This is a genomic window from Bradyrhizobium sp. 22, assembly GCF_000482425.1.
Lineage (GTDB): Bacteria > Pseudomonadota > Alphaproteobacteria > Rhizobiales > Xanthobacteraceae > Bradyrhizobium > Bradyrhizobium japonicum_B.
Genome location: NZ_KI519400.1, coordinates 1486051 through 1500530, shown reverse-complemented (window position 1 = coordinate 1500530; position 14480 = coordinate 1486051). Strand labels below are relative to the sequence as shown.

Below are 14480 nucleotides of genomic sequence, written 5' to 3'. Positions count from 1 at the left end.
CGCATTTCCGGAGAACTGCATGAAGCCCTACGTGATCTGTCTGATGCACTCCAGCCTCGACGGCCGCACGCATCCCAGCCGCTGGCGTCCGAAGGGAGCGGGCACCGATTGGTTCGAGACGATCCATGAGGAGCTCGGCGGCGATGCCTGGGTCATCGGCCGCGTCACCGGGTCGGAGTTCGCCAAGGGCAAGCCGTACCCGACCGAGACGCACGAGACATTCCCGCGCCAAAACTGGTTCGCGCGGCGTGACGCGAAAACCTATGGCGTCGTGCTCGATGCGCAGGGCAAGATCGGCTGGGGCCGCTCGGACATCGGCGGCGACCCGATCGTCGTCGTGCTGACCGAGAGCGTGCCGGATTCGCATCTTGCAGGGCTGCGCGGCGAGGGCGTGTCCTACATCTTCGCCGGCAGGTCGGAAATCGACCTAGCGCTGGTGCTGGACATCCTCAACCGCGAGCTAGGCGTGAAGCGTCTCCTGGTCGAGGGCGGAGGCGTCGCCAATGGCGCGTTCCTGCGTGCCGGCCTGATCGACGAACTCAACCTGATCCTCAGTCCCGCGATCGACGGCGCCATCGGCGCGCCCTTCGTATTCTCCTCGACGGAAGTTGACAGCGACAAGCGTGCGCCGATCGCGGCGATGACGCTGGAGAGCATACGCGAACTCGGCGGCGGCGTCCTGCTGCTGCGCTACCTGATCAGGAACGATCCGCCGGCCGCAGGCCGGTGATGCTGGCCATGTCCGATACGTCCAAGCACATCGTCATCGTCGGCGCCGGTGCGGCGGGCCTGATGGCGGCGCGCGAGCTGGCGCGTGCCGGCCGCAAGGTAACGGTGCTGGAGGCGCGCCCGCGCTGCGGCGGCCGCATCCATCCGCTGCCGGCCTCGGAGTTCGGCTATGCCGCCGAGGGCGGCGCCGAATTCGTCCATGGCGAGGCACCGCTTACGCGTCGATTGCTGCGCGAGGCCGGGCTGTCGCTTCAGGAGATCGAAGGCGAGCAGTGGAGCTTCGACGGGACGAGGCTCTCGCGCGAACGGCACGACGACGCCCACGAGGCCGAGCTGCAAGCCGTGTTGAGGGATTTGCAGGACGATCTCCCCGTTGCCGAATTCTTGCGCCGGCATTTTTCCGGCGACCACTATGCGCCGATGCGCCATTCGATCGAGCGGATGGTCGAGGGCTATGACGCGGCCGATCCCGAGCGCGCCTCGACGCTGGCGCTGCGCGAGGAGTGGATGGATGGCGGGCACGCTCCGCAGGCGCGCATCGACGGCGGCTATGGCGGGCTGGTCGACTTCCTGGCGGCGGACTGCCGCAGGCACGGCGTCGCCATCCATCTCGGCTGCGTGGTGACGGCGATCGAGGAGGACGGCCGCTTGGTTGTCGCTCGCCGCGCCGGCGGCGAGGGACTCGGCTGCGACCGGGTGATCCTCACGGCGCCGCTGCCTTTGCTGCGCGAAATCGCCCTGCCGGCGAGCGCGCGTGCGAAGCTTGCCGCCACTGATGACATCGGCTTCGGCAATGTCATCAAGATCCTGCTGCGCTTTGCGCGACCATGGTGGCGCGAGCGGGAACGGGATCTCGCGGGCATGACCTTCCTGCTGTCAGACGAGAGGATCCCGGTGTGGTGGACGCAATATCCGAGCCGGCATGCGATGCTCACCGGCTGGTTCGGCGGCCCGCGCACCGCGGAACTGGACAGCCTCGATTCGCAAGGACTGATCGAGGCCGGACTCGATTCGCTCGCCGCCATTTTCAGGCTGCCGCGCGAGGACGTCGCGGGCGAGCTCGTGGCGGCGGAGGCCACCAACTGGGCGCACGATCCCTTTGCCCGGGGCGCCTATTCCTGGGCGACACCGCGGACGCGCGCGGCGCAGGCGATTCTGTCGCGCGCCGATGGGAGGGTGCTGTTCTCCGGTGAAGCGCTCTATCGCGGGCCCGACATGGGCACGGTGGAAGCGGCGCTGGCGAGCGGCCTGGAGACGGCGGGAATGATCCTGCGGGAATAAAAAGAGAGGCCCGCATTGCTGCGGGCCTCTCCTGTCTCACCAGCGTCCGCCGCCGAAGCTGAACGTCACGCCCGGGCCGCCGCGATAATATCCGTACGGCCCGCCGCCGTAATAGCCGTGATGGCGCGGGTAATAGCCGTAGCTGCGGTAGTACGGCCGGTAGTGGCTGTGCCGCCAATGATGATGGTGGCCATGCCAGCGATGATGCCTGCGGTGCGCGCTGATGTCGGTGGTCTGACTTTCCTGCGCGCTCTGCTTGGCGCTCGAACTGCCGGCCGCGTTCGCCGCCGTTCCGCCGGCAAGCGCCGCAGCTCCGACCGCCATCGCGACAATGAGATACTTCATGTCATCACTCCAGTTGGATGTCGTGACACAACGGGCGTGCGCACGCCGCGTTCCGGCGTCGAAACGACGCAGATACTGGTTCCGATGAACGTACGTTAACGTTCGTGAACGAGACAACGTTGCGCGATCGATTGTCGCGCCCGCTCTGCCTTAGTATTGCCCTGGATCTCACGACGCGACGAATCGATGCGATCATCTCAGTCGTCGAAATTCGAGCGCTGCAGAAGCAGTCGGTCGCGCGTCATGACCGCTCCAACGCATGGCCGCCTTGCTGAGGATCAAAGCGGCAAGGATTGGCCGGGCTAGTATCGAAGCACAACATGTCGGGAATCGATGCGATGCAAGAGAGCGCCATGCCGGGGCCTACGGGTCAACCGGACGGCCTTGTCGAAATCAGGACGTTGCCGCAGCTGCTGCGCTGGCGCGTCAAGGCGACGCCGGCGACGGAGGCCTATCGCCATTTCGACGCGTCCGCCCAGCGCTGGGTCAGCCAGTCCTGGCGCGAGATCGATGCGGAATTCGAGCTGTGGCGGCGGGCGCTCGCCGCGGAGGCGCTCGCGCCGGGCGAGCGTATCGCCATCCTGATGCCGAATGGTGTCGCGCATATCGCCATGGACCAGGCGGCGCTGTCGCGTGGCCTGGTGCCGGTGCCGATGCACGCCGTCGACAATCCCGACAGCATCGCCTACGTCCTCGCCGATTCCGGCGCGCTGGTCCTGTTCATCGATACGCTGGAACGCTGGCAGGCGATCGTGGCGACCGGCCAGCCGCTCGACCATCTCAAGCGCGTCGTCTGCGCGGATGCAGGCGGGCTCATCACGCCGGATGCGCGCATTGTCGGGCTCGACCACTGGCTGGCGCAAGCACCTGGCGCGACCGCGCCGCTGCCCGATGTCGCGATTGAGCCGGACGATCTCGCGGCGATCGTCTACACCTCGGGGACCACGGGGCGGCCGAAGGGCGTGATGCTGTCGCATGGCAACGTGGTCGCCAACGTGAAGGCAATCGCGCGCCGCGTCAAAGCCGAGCCGCACGACGTCTTCCTGTCCTTCCTGCCGCTCTCGCACACGTTCGAACGCACCGGCGGCTATTACTACCCGATCGCGATCGGCGCCTGTGTCGCCTATGCACGCTCAGTGCCGCAGCTCTCGGAGGATCTGCAGCATGTGCGGCCGACGGTGCTGGTCTCGGTGCCGCGGATCTACGAACGGATCTACGCGCTGATTCTGCAGCATCGCGCATCGGCGGGCTGGATCGAACGCACGCTGCTCGACCTCACCATCGCCGTCGGCGGGCGGCGCTTCGACGCGCGGCAGCGGCATGCCGTACCGTCGCTGTTGGACCGGCTGGCCTGGCCGCTGCTCAAGCGCCTCGTCGCCGACAAGGTGCTGGCGCAGCTCGGCGGCCGCCTGCGCGTAGCGGTCTCCGGCGGCGCACCGATCGCGGAGCCCGTCATCGGCCTGTTTCTCGCGCTCGGGCTCGACGTGCTCCAGGGCTACGGCATGACGGAGACCTCGCCGGTGGTCTCCGTCAATACCCCCGACGACAACGATCCGCATTCGGTCGGCCACGTCCTCGACGGCGTCGAGGTCAAGCTGGGTGAGAACGACGAATTGCTGGTGCGCGGCCCCAGCGTGATGCTGGGCTACTGGCGCAAGCCGGAGGAAACGCGCCGCGCCAAGGACCCCGACGGCTGGCTGCACACCGGCGACCAGGCCCGCATCGAGCATGGGCGCATCACCATCACCGGCCGCATCAAGGACATCCTGGTCACCTCCACCGGCGAGAAGATCGCGCCGGTGGATCTGGAGACCGCGATCCTTGCCGATCCCTTGTTCGAGCAGGCGCTGGTGGTCGGCGAGCAGCGGCCGTTCCTCGCCGCTCTGGTCGTGCTGAATGCCAAAGCCTGGGTCGAGGAGAAGGAACGGCTGGCGGCGCGCGGCCAGCAAGGCGGCGCGGCGGAGCGGGCGGCGCTGCTGACCAGGATAGCCGCGGCCGTGAAGGCCTATCCGTCCTACGCGACGCCGCGCGCGGTGTGGTGGACACTGGATCCGTGGACCATTGCGGCGGGTCTGCTCACGCCGACGCTGAAGAACAAGCGGCCCGCGCTCGAGCGCCGCTTCGCGGACGAGATCGAGCACATCTACGCGAAGAAGCCGACCCCGATAACGACGACGTGATTGCGCTTCGCCTCCCCCTTGATCCAGCGCAACTTTGGCGACCGCCACACCATGCAATCTTGCCGCGACATTCGAACGGCAATCGAGGCAAGTCATGAAGGCGTATTTCATCGGCGGTGGCATTGGATCGCTCGCAGGCGCGGCGTTCCTCGTTCGCGATGCGCAGCTGCCGGGGCACGACATCGTGATCTACGAGGCGCAACCGCTGATCGGCGGCAGCCTCGACGGCGCGCAGCTTGCCAACGGCGCCTATTCGCTGCGCGGCGGGCGCATGCTCACCACCGACCATTACGAATGCACCTGGGACCTGCTCTCGAGCATTCCCTCGCTGGAGCATCCCGGCCTCAGCGTGCGCGACGAGACCATCGCCTTCAACGTGGAGAATCCGGCGCACTCCAGGGCACGTCTGGTCGACCGCAACCGCTTCAAGATCGACGTCTCGCATATGGGCTTCTCCGCGCGCGACCGGCTGGAGCTGCTGCGGCTCACCGAGGCCTCGGAAGAGGTGCTCGGCAACAGCCGCATCACCGACTGGCTGTCGCCTGGATTCTTCGAGTCCAATTTCTGGTACATGTGGCAGACCACCTTCGCCTTCCAGCCCTGGCACAGCGCGGTCGAGCTGAAGCGTTATCTGCATCGCTTCATGAGCGAATTTCCGCGCATCGAGACGCTCGCCGGCGTCAAGCGCACGGTCTACAATCAATACGACGCGATCGTGCGGCCGCTCGCCGACTGGCTCAAGCGCCAGGGCGTGCAGTTCGTGAGCGGCACGCGCGTCACCGACATGGGGTTCGAGGCCGAGGGCGCGCGTGTGCGCGTGCGCCAGCTCACGCTCGACCGCGACAGCCGCACGGCCAATGTCCGGCTCGAGGACGACGACATCGTCTTCTTCCAGAACGGCTCGATGACGGACGCCTCGAGCCTCGGCACGATGACCGAGCCGCCGCCGCACCTGACCAAGAAGGACAGCCAGGGCTGGGCGCTGTGGGAGACGATCGCGCAAGGACGTCCCGAGTTCGGCAACCCGTCGGTGTTCAACAGTTCGATCCCCGAATCCTATTGGCTGTCGTTCACCGTCACCTGCCGAGATCCGCGGTTCTTCGACCGGATGGAGGCGTTCTCCGGCAACCGGGCCGGCACCGGTGGTCTCGTCACGTTCAAGGACTCGAACTGGCTGATGTCGGTCGTGCTCTATCACCAGCCGCATTTCGCAGGCCAGCCGAACAACGTGCAGGTATTCTGGGGCTATGCGCTGCATCCCGACCGCGTCGGCAATTTCGTCGCCAAGCCGATGTCCGAGTGCGGGGGCGCCGAGATCCTGAAGGAACTCTGCGGCCACCTGAACTTCGACGCGAGCGTGCTGGAGGATGCGATCTGCATCCCCTGCCGCATGCCCTACATCACCAGCATGTTCATGCCGCGCAACCTGGCCGACCGGCCGCTGCCGGTGCCGAAGAATTCCGTCAATCTCGCGTTTGTCAGCCAGTTCGTCGAGATCCCCGACGACGTCGTGTTCACCGTCGAATATTCGGTGCGGGCGGCGCAGATGGCGGTCTATCAGCTCATGAAGGTCGATCGCCCGGTGCCGCCGGTGACGCGGCACGACAAGTCGCTGTCGGTGATCTTTGCGACGCTGGAGAAAGCGTTCGCGTGAAGAGCTACTTGAACGGGTCCTGGATCGACGGTGCCGACTGGCGGATACGGCGCACGCTGACCGGCGTGCCGTCGGAGACGAACAGCAGTTCGTAGCGTCGGCCCTCGCTGTCGGTGGCGGAGCAGGTGACGTCGTTCACCTTCCTGGCGGCGAAATTGCCGGTCTGGCGGCAAAGGCCGGTGGAGGTCTGCTCGGCCGGTACCGGCAGGCCGTCGACCTTGGGGCGGTGCTTGGAGTTGAGCAGCATGCGGTCGATCCGCAGCTCGTAGGAATTGTCGTCGGCACGCTTGCCGTTCTCGCCGGAGAACGACACGACATGGTTGTCGTCGGCGGGATCGTCGACCGCGACCGCGAAATTGACCCGGCCTTTGTCGCCATGGGCGTAGGCCACCGTCTTGCAGGCAAAGGTGCGGCCGGCGACCTTGAATGTCTTGCAATGGCCGGACATCAGCGCCAGCAGGTCGATGAAGGCATTCTGCTGCGCCGGCGGATTGTTGACCGGGATGGGGTTGGAAGTCTCGGCAAAACAAGGACTTGCCAAGCCCACGACCCAGCCCAGGACCAAGCCCATGGTCAAGGCGGCGGCGAGGACCGGTCGGCGAAGGCGCATCGTCGGGCTCGTGTGCCGGAGGGCCGTGGCGGCGGAAAAGTTCCGCAGCATAACCACCGGACCGCAAATTGGTTGCGATCCCGTTTGTTCTGCAAGACCCGCCTGGAATACCACCGCGCCACCCCGACGGCGATTCGCCGACATCGCCAACCCGTCCGCCCGGCACTTGCCGTCAGGCCGGTGTTTTTTTCGTGGCAGAGGCAGAGCATGATCCGGAAAAGCGCACAGCGGTTTTCCGAAAGGATCATGCGCAAACAACAAGCTAGAGCGCGATGCAATTCATCCTGATCTCGTCGCGCTTTGGCCCATCGCTGTCTGCCAGCGCCGATCCCGAAGGGATGGCCGGCGGTGCAGGCGGGCGTCCAGCAGGGCGCGGGCGCGGGGCAGTTCGCCGCTGCGCATCAACGCGACGATGTAGGTGTCCTCGATCAGCTCGCGCTGGGCGTGGCTGCCGCCGATCCGCACGACCTCGGTGAGAACAGGCGCGAGCGCCTGCACGCATGCGGCATAGTCCTCGCCTGCAAAGGCCGCCAGCGCGCGGACGATCGCCGGCACGACGGGGCCGGCCGGCAGCTTGCCCTCGGCGAGCCGCTGCTCGATCGTCGCAAGGCGCGCGGCGAGCGCCGCGTGGTTCTGCGTCGCCGCCGCGAACAGCGCCATGTGGACGTCGGCGAAGGACAGGCTTGACTTCGGAAACATCTCTTGCGCGGCGGCGTCGGCGTCCTGCCACAGCGTGTTCGGCACGGTGTGGCCGTACGCCGACAGGCGCCAGAGCAGCGAGGCGGCGTCGGTGATGACGTTGAGCGGCGGCGCCTGCGTGACCGAAGGCTGGAGCACGTCGGCATAGATCGCGAGCGCGCGTGCCGAATCGTCCTGCTCGAGCGCGCCAAGCGCCTGGTGCCAGCGTATATGGCCGTGCAAGAGGCCGGCGCGGTCGTAAGTCGGAATCCAGTCGTCGACGAGGCGATCGGCCGCCTCGATCGAGCCGTCCTCGAACATCGCGTGCAGCACCGCATGCGCGGCATGGGCGTTCGCCCGGCGCAAATTGAAGCCGTGCTCGGTGACGGCGCGGCCGCGGGCGACGTCGCCATTCTCGGTCATGGCCCAGCCGGCCATGGTCAGGAACCACCAGTCCTCGCCATAATGCTGCGCGACGCGCTCGCACAGCTCATGCCGCGCGCGGTCGTGATCGGCCATGCCGGAGAAGGCGAACAAGCCAAACGCCCCGAGCGGCAACGACAGCACCAAGGCATCGCGCGGCCAGCTCTCGATGTGCCTCAGCGTCGATGCGATCGCCTCTTGCAGCCGGCCCTCGATCGACAGCGCCAGCGTCTCGACATGCGAGCGCTCGCGCTCGGTGCCGCGCCTGGCCACCAGCTCGCGTGCGAGCGCCGCCTTGCCCCGCGCCTGATCGCCTTGCTGATAGAAGGCGTGCACGCGGGCACGGGCGACCAGAGGCAGCGCGAAGTCGGGATCGGCCGCGATGGCGCGCTCCAGCGTCTCCGCCATGCCGGTCCACCCCGACAGCATGAGGTCGACGCCGTCGCGATAGGCACCGGCAGCCACGTCGGATGCGGTGGAGAGCGGCAGGCCGTAGCGATCCTGATGCGCCATCGTCGTCTCCGAGAGGTCACGCCGTCCGGGCGCGACGGCCTTCGATCGGGTAGGCGGGATCGTTGTAGCCCGGCGTCGAGGGATGGCCCGGGGTGACCAGCCGATCGATCAGCGCCTCGTCCTCCGCGGTGAAGCGATAGTCGAGCGCGCTGATGTAGCCGTCCCATTGCTCCTCGGTGCGCGGGCCGGCAATGATCGAGGAGACGAAGGCGGAGTTGAGCACCCAGGCAACCGCGAACTGGCCGGCGGTGATGCCCTTGCTCTCGGCATGCGCCTTGATCTCCTGCGCGAGCTGAAGCGATTCCGGTCGCCATTCGGTCTGCATCATGCGGGTGTCGTTGCGCCCGGCGCGGGTCTCCTTGTCGGGGGTGGCGTCCGGCTTGTACTTGCCGGTGAGCACGCCGCGCGCCAAAGGACTATAGGGGACGATGCCGAGGCCGTAATAGGAGCAGGCCGGGAAGTGCTCGACCTCGGGCATGCGGTTCATGGCGTTGTAATAGGGCTGGCTCACCGCGGGCCGGTCGATGCCGAGCCGGTCGCAGATATTGCAGATCTCGGCGACGCGCCAGGCGCGGTAGTTGGAGACGCCGAAATAGCGCACCTTGCCTGATCGGATCAGGTCGCCCATCGCGCGCACCGTCTCCTCCAGCGGCGTCGAATGGTCTTCCTTGTGCAGATAATAGATGTCGATGTGGTCGGTGCCGAGCCGCTTCAGGCTCTCGTCCGCGGCCTGCAGCACCCAGCGCCGTGACAGGCCGACACGGTTGGGATCATCGCCCATCGGGTTGGCGAGCTTCGTCGCGAGCACCCAGGCGTGCCTGTTGTCGGCAATGGCGCGACCGACGACCTGTTCGGATGCGCCTTTCGAATAGGCGTCGGCCGTGTCGATGAAGTTGATGCCGGCCCCGCGTGCCTTGTCGATGATGCGCTTCGAGGCGGCTTCATCGGTTGGGCCGCCGAACATCATGGTGCCCAGGCAGATCGGCGACACTTTCAGGCCGGAGCGGCCGAGCTGGCGGTAGTGCATGGACGGTCCTCGGTGCGTTTCAGACACCAGCATAGTCGCGTCATCTCGTCATTGCGAGCGCAGCGAAGCAATCCAGAAATGTGTCCGTGGAGGGATTCTGGATGGCTTCGCTGCGCTCGCGATGACCCATAACCACAGGGAATTGTTTGGCGAAGACTCGGAGTGACCTGTCCCGCGCTATATCTACTCCCTGGGGTTGGGTCCCCGCATGCGCGGGGACGACAGCGGAGTGTTTGGCGACAACGGGGGCTGCCTAACTTATGCCTACGCCGGCCCCTTCAGAATCTTGAACACGCCGTTCGCCATCACGATGCAGCGGTCGTCGACCGTCACCTCCGTGCTCATGAAGATCAGGCTGCGGGTCGAGCGCACCACGCGCGGGCGCGAGATCAGGATGTCGCCGATCTGGCCGGCCTCGACGAAATGGGTGTCGAGCTGCACGGTTGCCATGAACTCCTTGCCGGAGACGTAGCGGGCGGTCATGCCGCAGGTGCGGTCGGCGAAGGTCATCATCACCCCGCCCTGGACCATGCCGCGCCGGTTGTGGTGCTTGTCCTCGGTCGCGAGCGCGAACTCGTAGTGACCGTCGACCTTGCGCTCCCACAACGGGCCGACCAGATGCATGAAGCCGGTGGTCTCGAGGATGCTCCAGCCCTCTGATTTCAGCCTTGCCGCGGCCTTGTTGGTCATCTCGTCCATTCCTATGCTTGCATCCTCGTTTCATCGAGGCGGGACGTGGTGTAGTCAAGCACCATGAGACCTTTCGGCGATGCCACCCGGCGGAATATCGCAGCGGCCTGCGCGTCCTTCGCGCGGCTGCCCGACGAGGCCGTGCCGTCGGCGCTGAAGCGCGCCGCGGTGGTGCTGGCGCTGACCGAATCCGGCGACGGTGGCGACACCGCCTTCCTGCTCACCAAGCGTGCCTCACACCTGCGCGCGCATCGCGGCCAATGGGCGTTGCCCGGCGGACGCTGCGATGCCGGCGAGACGCCGGTCGAGGCGGCGTTGCGCGAGCTCGACGAGGAGCTCGCGCTCAAGCTTCCGGCCGAGGCGGTGCTCGGCCTGCTCGACGATTATCCGACCCGCTCCGGTTATCTGATCACGCCGGTCGTGGTTTGGGCGGTCGACAGTGCCGCGATCATTCCGAATCCGGACGAGGTCGCCTCCGTCCATCGCATCGCACTCGACACGATCGAACGCGACGAGGCCTTCGATTTCACGGCGATTCCCGAAAGCACGCGCCGCGTGATCCGGTTCCATCACCAGATGAGCCTGATCCACGCGCCGACGGCGGCGCTGATCTATCAGTTCCGCGAGGTGCTGGCGGGACGGCACACCCGCGTCACCGATCTGGAACAGCCGGTGTTCGCCTGGAAGTGACATGGTAAACGGCGCGTTAACGTGACGGTTACCGGATGCCTGCTAAGAGGGCAGCATGCATCGATCGATTCGAAACACATTGGCGCTGGTTCCACTTGCGCTCGTCCTGATCGCACCGTCCGTCCGCGGCGCCAACGCCCAGCTGCTGTCGCAATTTTTTGCGCAAGGCGCCGGGGCTTCGCCGGCCGTGCTCGAATATCGCCGCAAGCTCGCCGAATATCAGGCCGCGCGCGCGGCCTTCGACGCCGAGGCAAGCGCCTATTGGAGCCAGATCTCGGAGAAGCGAAAAGGGCGCAATGCCAAGCGGCGCAGCGGGCAGCAGGTGACGCTCGACGATTACGTGCTGCAGCATCCGCCGCTCTACAATGGTCCGAAGAAGCCGGTGAATCCGGAGCCGGAGGAAACGCCGGAGCGGCCGCCCCGCAAGCCCATCCCCGTCGTCGCCGATTTCCTGCGCGCGGCGCAGGAGCTCTACCAGTTCACGCCGCAGCGCCCGTCCAGCGAGGTGGAGTTCAAGCGCGCCTATGCGCGCTACGCGCTCGCCTCCGGGCTGACGCGCGAGCAGGCCGTGCGGGTCTACGCCTTCGAGACCGGCGGCACAGGCAGCCACGACGTGCAGGCGGGAATCGAGCATGGCGGCAAGCGCGCGATCTCGACCGCGATGGGTTACAACCAGCTCCTGACCACCAACAGCGTCGAGCTGCTGGCGGAGCAGGGACACGAACTCATCCGCGCGCTGTCCGAGAAGGTGGCGCGGACGCCGGGGCCGGCGCGGCATACGCTCGAGCACAAGCTCGCTGTCCTGAAGAAAATGGTGGCGCATGCCAAGTCGGTGCCCGACACCTGGTCGGAGCACGAGAAGATGGGCAGCACTCCCCAAGGCTGGGCCATGCATGCGATGGTGCTCGACATCGATATCGGGCCGATGCTGCAGACCCACAAGCTGCTGACGTCGGTGCATTTCGCCCGGGCCAAGGGACACTCGCGCCCGCTCTCCGCGGCCGAGCTCGAGATGATGAACCTCACCGGCGACGGCACCGGGCTCGACATGGTGACGATGCCGCAGGCCATGCGTGAGCAGGTGCCGACCTCGAACTTCTTCCAGCGCGGCGGCTATGAGCGCAATCCGGTCGCGATCCGCCACAACACGGTGGCCAAGCTGCTGGCGGTCACGGACGATCGGATGGACGTGAACAGCGGCAAACCCGGCGCCAGGGAATTGGCGGCGGCGTTTTAACCCCGTCGCCCTGCCGCATCCTCCGCTGTCATGCCGGGCTCGACCGGAGCATCCAGCAAGCCGCGGCCTCTCGATTCAATCACAACGGCCTCTGGAATACTGGATCACCCGCCCCAGTGCGCAATTGCGCACAAGGCGGGTGATGGCACCGAGAGTGTGGCCGCGCGTCGTCCTGCTCGCCGCGGCCCTACTGGTCCGGCCCGAACTTGAACTTGCCGTCGCCTTCGAGGTAGGGGCCGCTGCGCATGTAGAGCTGGCCGTTCTGGCCGATGAAGAACAGCGTGCCCTTCGGCACTTTCTTGGCGCCCTTCAGCAGCTCGCCGGCATTGCTGGTGCCCATCTTGTAGGAATAGGTCTTGCCGTCCCTGTCATATGCATAGCCCATGTCGGGCTTGAGCTCCCAGGGCGTTGCCGTCGATTGCGCGCATGCGGGCGCGGCGAGCAGCGTCGCCGATGCGACCGAAACTAATGCAAGTGCCTTCGTTGAAAACGCCATGATCCCATCCTCCCCGTCGTGGGCATCGGCCGAACAAATCACGAACGATGTATCCGGGTCAATTTGCAAAAGCGCCGCAGCGCATCACGTCTTGTCCCGCAGTTTGTGATTTTCCCTCCGTCCCCTCGCGACTATGTTCCGCTTTCCGTCTAGAACGCAACTCGACAAGATTATCGATAGGGATGATTCGGATGCGCCATGTGATCAAACTTTGCTGGGCTGCTGCATTGTCGTTGACGGCGCTGGCACCCGCCGCCCGGGCCGATGATTACCAGCTCAGCCACAACCAGCGCATTTCCTGCAGCCGAGGCCTTGCCCCGGGCAAGCTGAACACGGCGACATGCAAATCCTACACCTATCTCTTCAACACCAAGACCTCGGAATATTTCCGCTGCCAGGTATCGCTGGCGCTGACCCGCGACAACAAGGAGGTCATCAACGTCCAGACCGACGGCGGCTGCATCAAGAAGCCGCGCATCTTCGAGACCGACGGGAAGTATGATTTCGATGCGACCGAGACCGAGCCGCCGAACACCAACTCGTTCTTCGGACCCGGCGGCTATTCGGTCTGGGCCGCCGACGTCGGCGCGCAGAAGGTGCGCGGCTGCATCACCATCTCCTCCGGCCTCGGCTCCGACATCTCGAAGTGCCTGGACATGACGTTCCAGTAGAGGGCCAGCGACGGTGCGCTCCCTCCTCGCTTGCGCGGGAGGGCTGGGAAAAGGGGTGTCTCCGCATTGGGACAATCCCTGGAGGAAAGATCCCCGCAACCGCCGGGTTCCCGAAAAATCAAGCCGGATCTTTACCGCACGCCTGTTTTGTCTTTTGGATGGGTTGACCCGCATGCCTCATCCAGCCAATTTCGCGACTGGTTTGGGGAGAACAACAACCATGAAACGGACCATTTTCGGCGTTGCCGCGGCTCTTGCTCTGGCGGCGTCGGCACCTTGCGCGCAGGCGCAATCCTTTATCAACGTGCTGACCGGGGGCACCTCCGGCGTGTATTATCCGCTCGGGGTCGCGATCGGAAAGATCTACGGCGACAAGATCCCGAACGTGAAGACGCAGGTGCAGGCCACCAAGGCGTCGGTCGAGAATCTGATCCTGCTGCAGCAGGGGCGCGGCGAGCTGGCGTTTACGCTGGGCGATTCGCTGAAAGCCGCCTGGAACGGCGAGGAGGAAGCCGGCTTCAAGACCAAGCTCGACAAGCTCCGCACCATCGGCGCGATCTATCCGAACTACATCCAGATCGTCGCGACCGCCGACAGCGGCATCAAGACGCTGGCCGACCTCAAGGGCAAGAGCCTCTCTGTCGGCGCGCCGAAGTCGGGCACCGAGCTGAATTCGCGCGCGATCCTGGCCGCGGCCGGCATGAGCTACAAGGATCTCGGCAAGGTCGAGTATCTGCCCTTCGCCGAATCCGTCGATCTGATGAAGAACCGGCAGCTCAACGCGACGCTGCAATCCGCCGGGCTTGGCGTCGCCTCGCTGAAGGACCTGTCGACCTCGAGCCCGATCACCGTGGTGTCGGTGCCGAAGGAGACGGTCGACAAGATCGGACCTCCTTTCGTCTCCGCGATCATTCCAGCCAACACCTATACCGGCCAGGACAAGGACGTGCCGACGGCGGCGGTGATCAACTATCTCGTCACCAGCTCCGCCGTGTCAGACGATCTCGCTTATCAGATGACCAAGCTGGTCTACGAATCGCTGCCGGAGCTCGTGAACGCGCACGCCGCCGGCAAGGAGATCAAGCTCGAGACCGCGGCCAGCGGCAGCCCGGTTCCGCTGCACCCCGGCGCGATCCGCTATTACAAGGAAAAAGGGCTGATCAAGTAGGTCTCTCTTTCGTCGTCATTCCGGGATGGTCCGAAGGACCAGACCCGGAATCTCGAGATTCCGGGTTCGATGCTGCGCATCGCCCCGG

Annotated in this window: 14 protein-coding genes; 8 read left to right on the top strand and 6 right to left on the bottom strand. The window is 65.8% G+C overall.

The annotated features are described in order from the left end of the window. The first annotated feature begins 19 nt into the window (after nucleotides 1–19). Entirely contained in the window at nucleotides 20–730 is a 711-nt protein-coding gene (locus K410_RS0132365) for a RibD family protein (RefSeq protein ID WP_028138725.1), read from the top strand. 8 nt (nucleotides 731–738) lie between these two features. After that, entirely contained in the window at nucleotides 739–2010 is a 1272-nt protein-coding gene (locus tag K410_RS0132360; RefSeq protein ID WP_028138724.1) for a flavin monoamine oxidase family protein, read from the top strand. A 36-nt stretch (nucleotides 2011–2046) separates the two neighbouring features. Here the strand turns inward: K410_RS0132360 and K410_RS0132355 are convergent, their stop codons facing one another. After that, complete coding sequence (locus K410_RS0132355) at nucleotides 2047–2355, bottom strand: hypothetical protein (RefSeq protein WP_028138723.1); 309 nt, start codon at nucleotides 2353–2355, stop codon at nucleotides 2047–2049. Between the two features lie 353 nt (nucleotides 2356–2708). Here K410_RS0132355 and K410_RS0132350 point away from each other — a divergent pair, with 353 nt between their 5' ends. Together K410_RS0132350 and K410_RS0132345 are read left to right on the top strand one after the other, a co-directional pair. Beyond that, nucleotides 2709–4535 carry an AMP-dependent synthetase/ligase gene (locus K410_RS0132350; RefSeq protein ID WP_028138722.1) on the top strand — a complete coding sequence of 609 codons (1827 nt, stop codon included), beginning with the start codon at nucleotides 2709–2711 and terminating at the stop codon, nucleotides 4533–4535. Between the two features lie 34 nt (nucleotides 4536–4569). Further along, on the top strand, nucleotides 4570–6189 hold the full coding sequence (locus tag K410_RS0132345; RefSeq protein WP_283805938.1) for an oleate hydratase: 1620 nt from the start codon (nucleotides 4570–4572) through the stop codon (nucleotides 6187–6189). A gap of 4 nt (nucleotides 6190–6193) precedes the next feature. On the opposite strand, the gene K410_RS0132340 is transcribed toward K410_RS0132345, so the two are convergent. The 4 genes from K410_RS0132340 to K410_RS0132325 all read right to left on the bottom strand — a co-directional run bounded on the left by K410_RS0132340 (nucleotide 6194) and on the right by K410_RS0132325 (nucleotide 10130). After that, nucleotides 6194–6799 (bottom strand): hypothetical protein, encoded by a 606-nt coding sequence (locus tag K410_RS0132340; protein ID WP_028138720.1) that lies wholly within the window; start codon nucleotides 6797–6799, stop codon nucleotides 6194–6196. Between the two features lie 279 nt (nucleotides 6800–7078). Next, nucleotides 7079–8413: a tetratricopeptide repeat protein gene (locus K410_RS0132335; RefSeq protein WP_028138719.1), complete on the bottom strand. Its 1335-nt coding sequence runs from the start codon at nucleotides 8411–8413 to the stop codon at nucleotides 7079–7081. Between the two features lie 16 nt (nucleotides 8414–8429). Then, nucleotides 8430–9440 (bottom strand): aldo/keto reductase, encoded by a 1011-nt coding sequence (locus tag K410_RS0132330; protein WP_028138718.1) that lies wholly within the window; start codon nucleotides 9438–9440, stop codon nucleotides 8430–8432. A gap of 264 nt (nucleotides 9441–9704) precedes the next feature. Continuing rightward, nucleotides 9705–10130, bottom strand: coding sequence for a PaaI family thioesterase (locus K410_RS0132325; RefSeq protein WP_028138717.1), 426 nt, complete (start codon nucleotides 10128–10130; stop codon nucleotides 9705–9707). A gap of 63 nt (nucleotides 10131–10193) precedes the next feature. Between K410_RS0132325 and K410_RS0132320 the strand changes: the two genes are divergently transcribed. Both K410_RS0132320 and K410_RS0132315 read left to right on the top strand, forming a co-directional pair. Next, nucleotides 10194–10820, top strand: coding sequence for an NUDIX hydrolase (locus K410_RS0132320; RefSeq protein ID WP_028138716.1), 627 nt, complete (start codon nucleotides 10194–10196; stop codon nucleotides 10818–10820). A 55-nt stretch (nucleotides 10821–10875) separates the two neighbouring features. Beyond that, nucleotides 10876–12057, top strand: coding sequence for a hypothetical protein (locus K410_RS0132315; RefSeq protein ID WP_028138715.1), 1182 nt, complete (start codon nucleotides 10876–10878; stop codon nucleotides 12055–12057). Between the two features lie 187 nt (nucleotides 12058–12244). On the opposite strand, the gene K410_RS0132310 is transcribed toward K410_RS0132315, so the two are convergent. Then, nucleotides 12245–12553 (bottom strand): hypothetical protein, encoded by a 309-nt coding sequence (locus tag K410_RS0132310; RefSeq protein ID WP_028138714.1) that lies wholly within the window; start codon nucleotides 12551–12553, stop codon nucleotides 12245–12247. 191 nt (nucleotides 12554–12744) lie between these two features. On the opposite strand from K410_RS0132310, the gene K410_RS0132305 reads away from it, so the two are divergent. Beyond that, nucleotides 12745–13224, top strand: coding sequence for a hypothetical protein (locus tag K410_RS0132305; RefSeq protein WP_028138713.1), 480 nt, complete (start codon nucleotides 12745–12747; stop codon nucleotides 13222–13224). A 220-nt stretch (nucleotides 13225–13444) separates the two neighbouring features. Beyond that, nucleotides 13445–14392 carry a TAXI family TRAP transporter solute-binding subunit gene (locus tag K410_RS0132300; protein WP_028138712.1) on the top strand — a complete coding sequence of 316 codons (948 nt, stop codon included), beginning with the start codon at nucleotides 13445–13447 and terminating at the stop codon, nucleotides 14390–14392. Nucleotides 14393–14480: the final 88 nt, after the last annotated feature.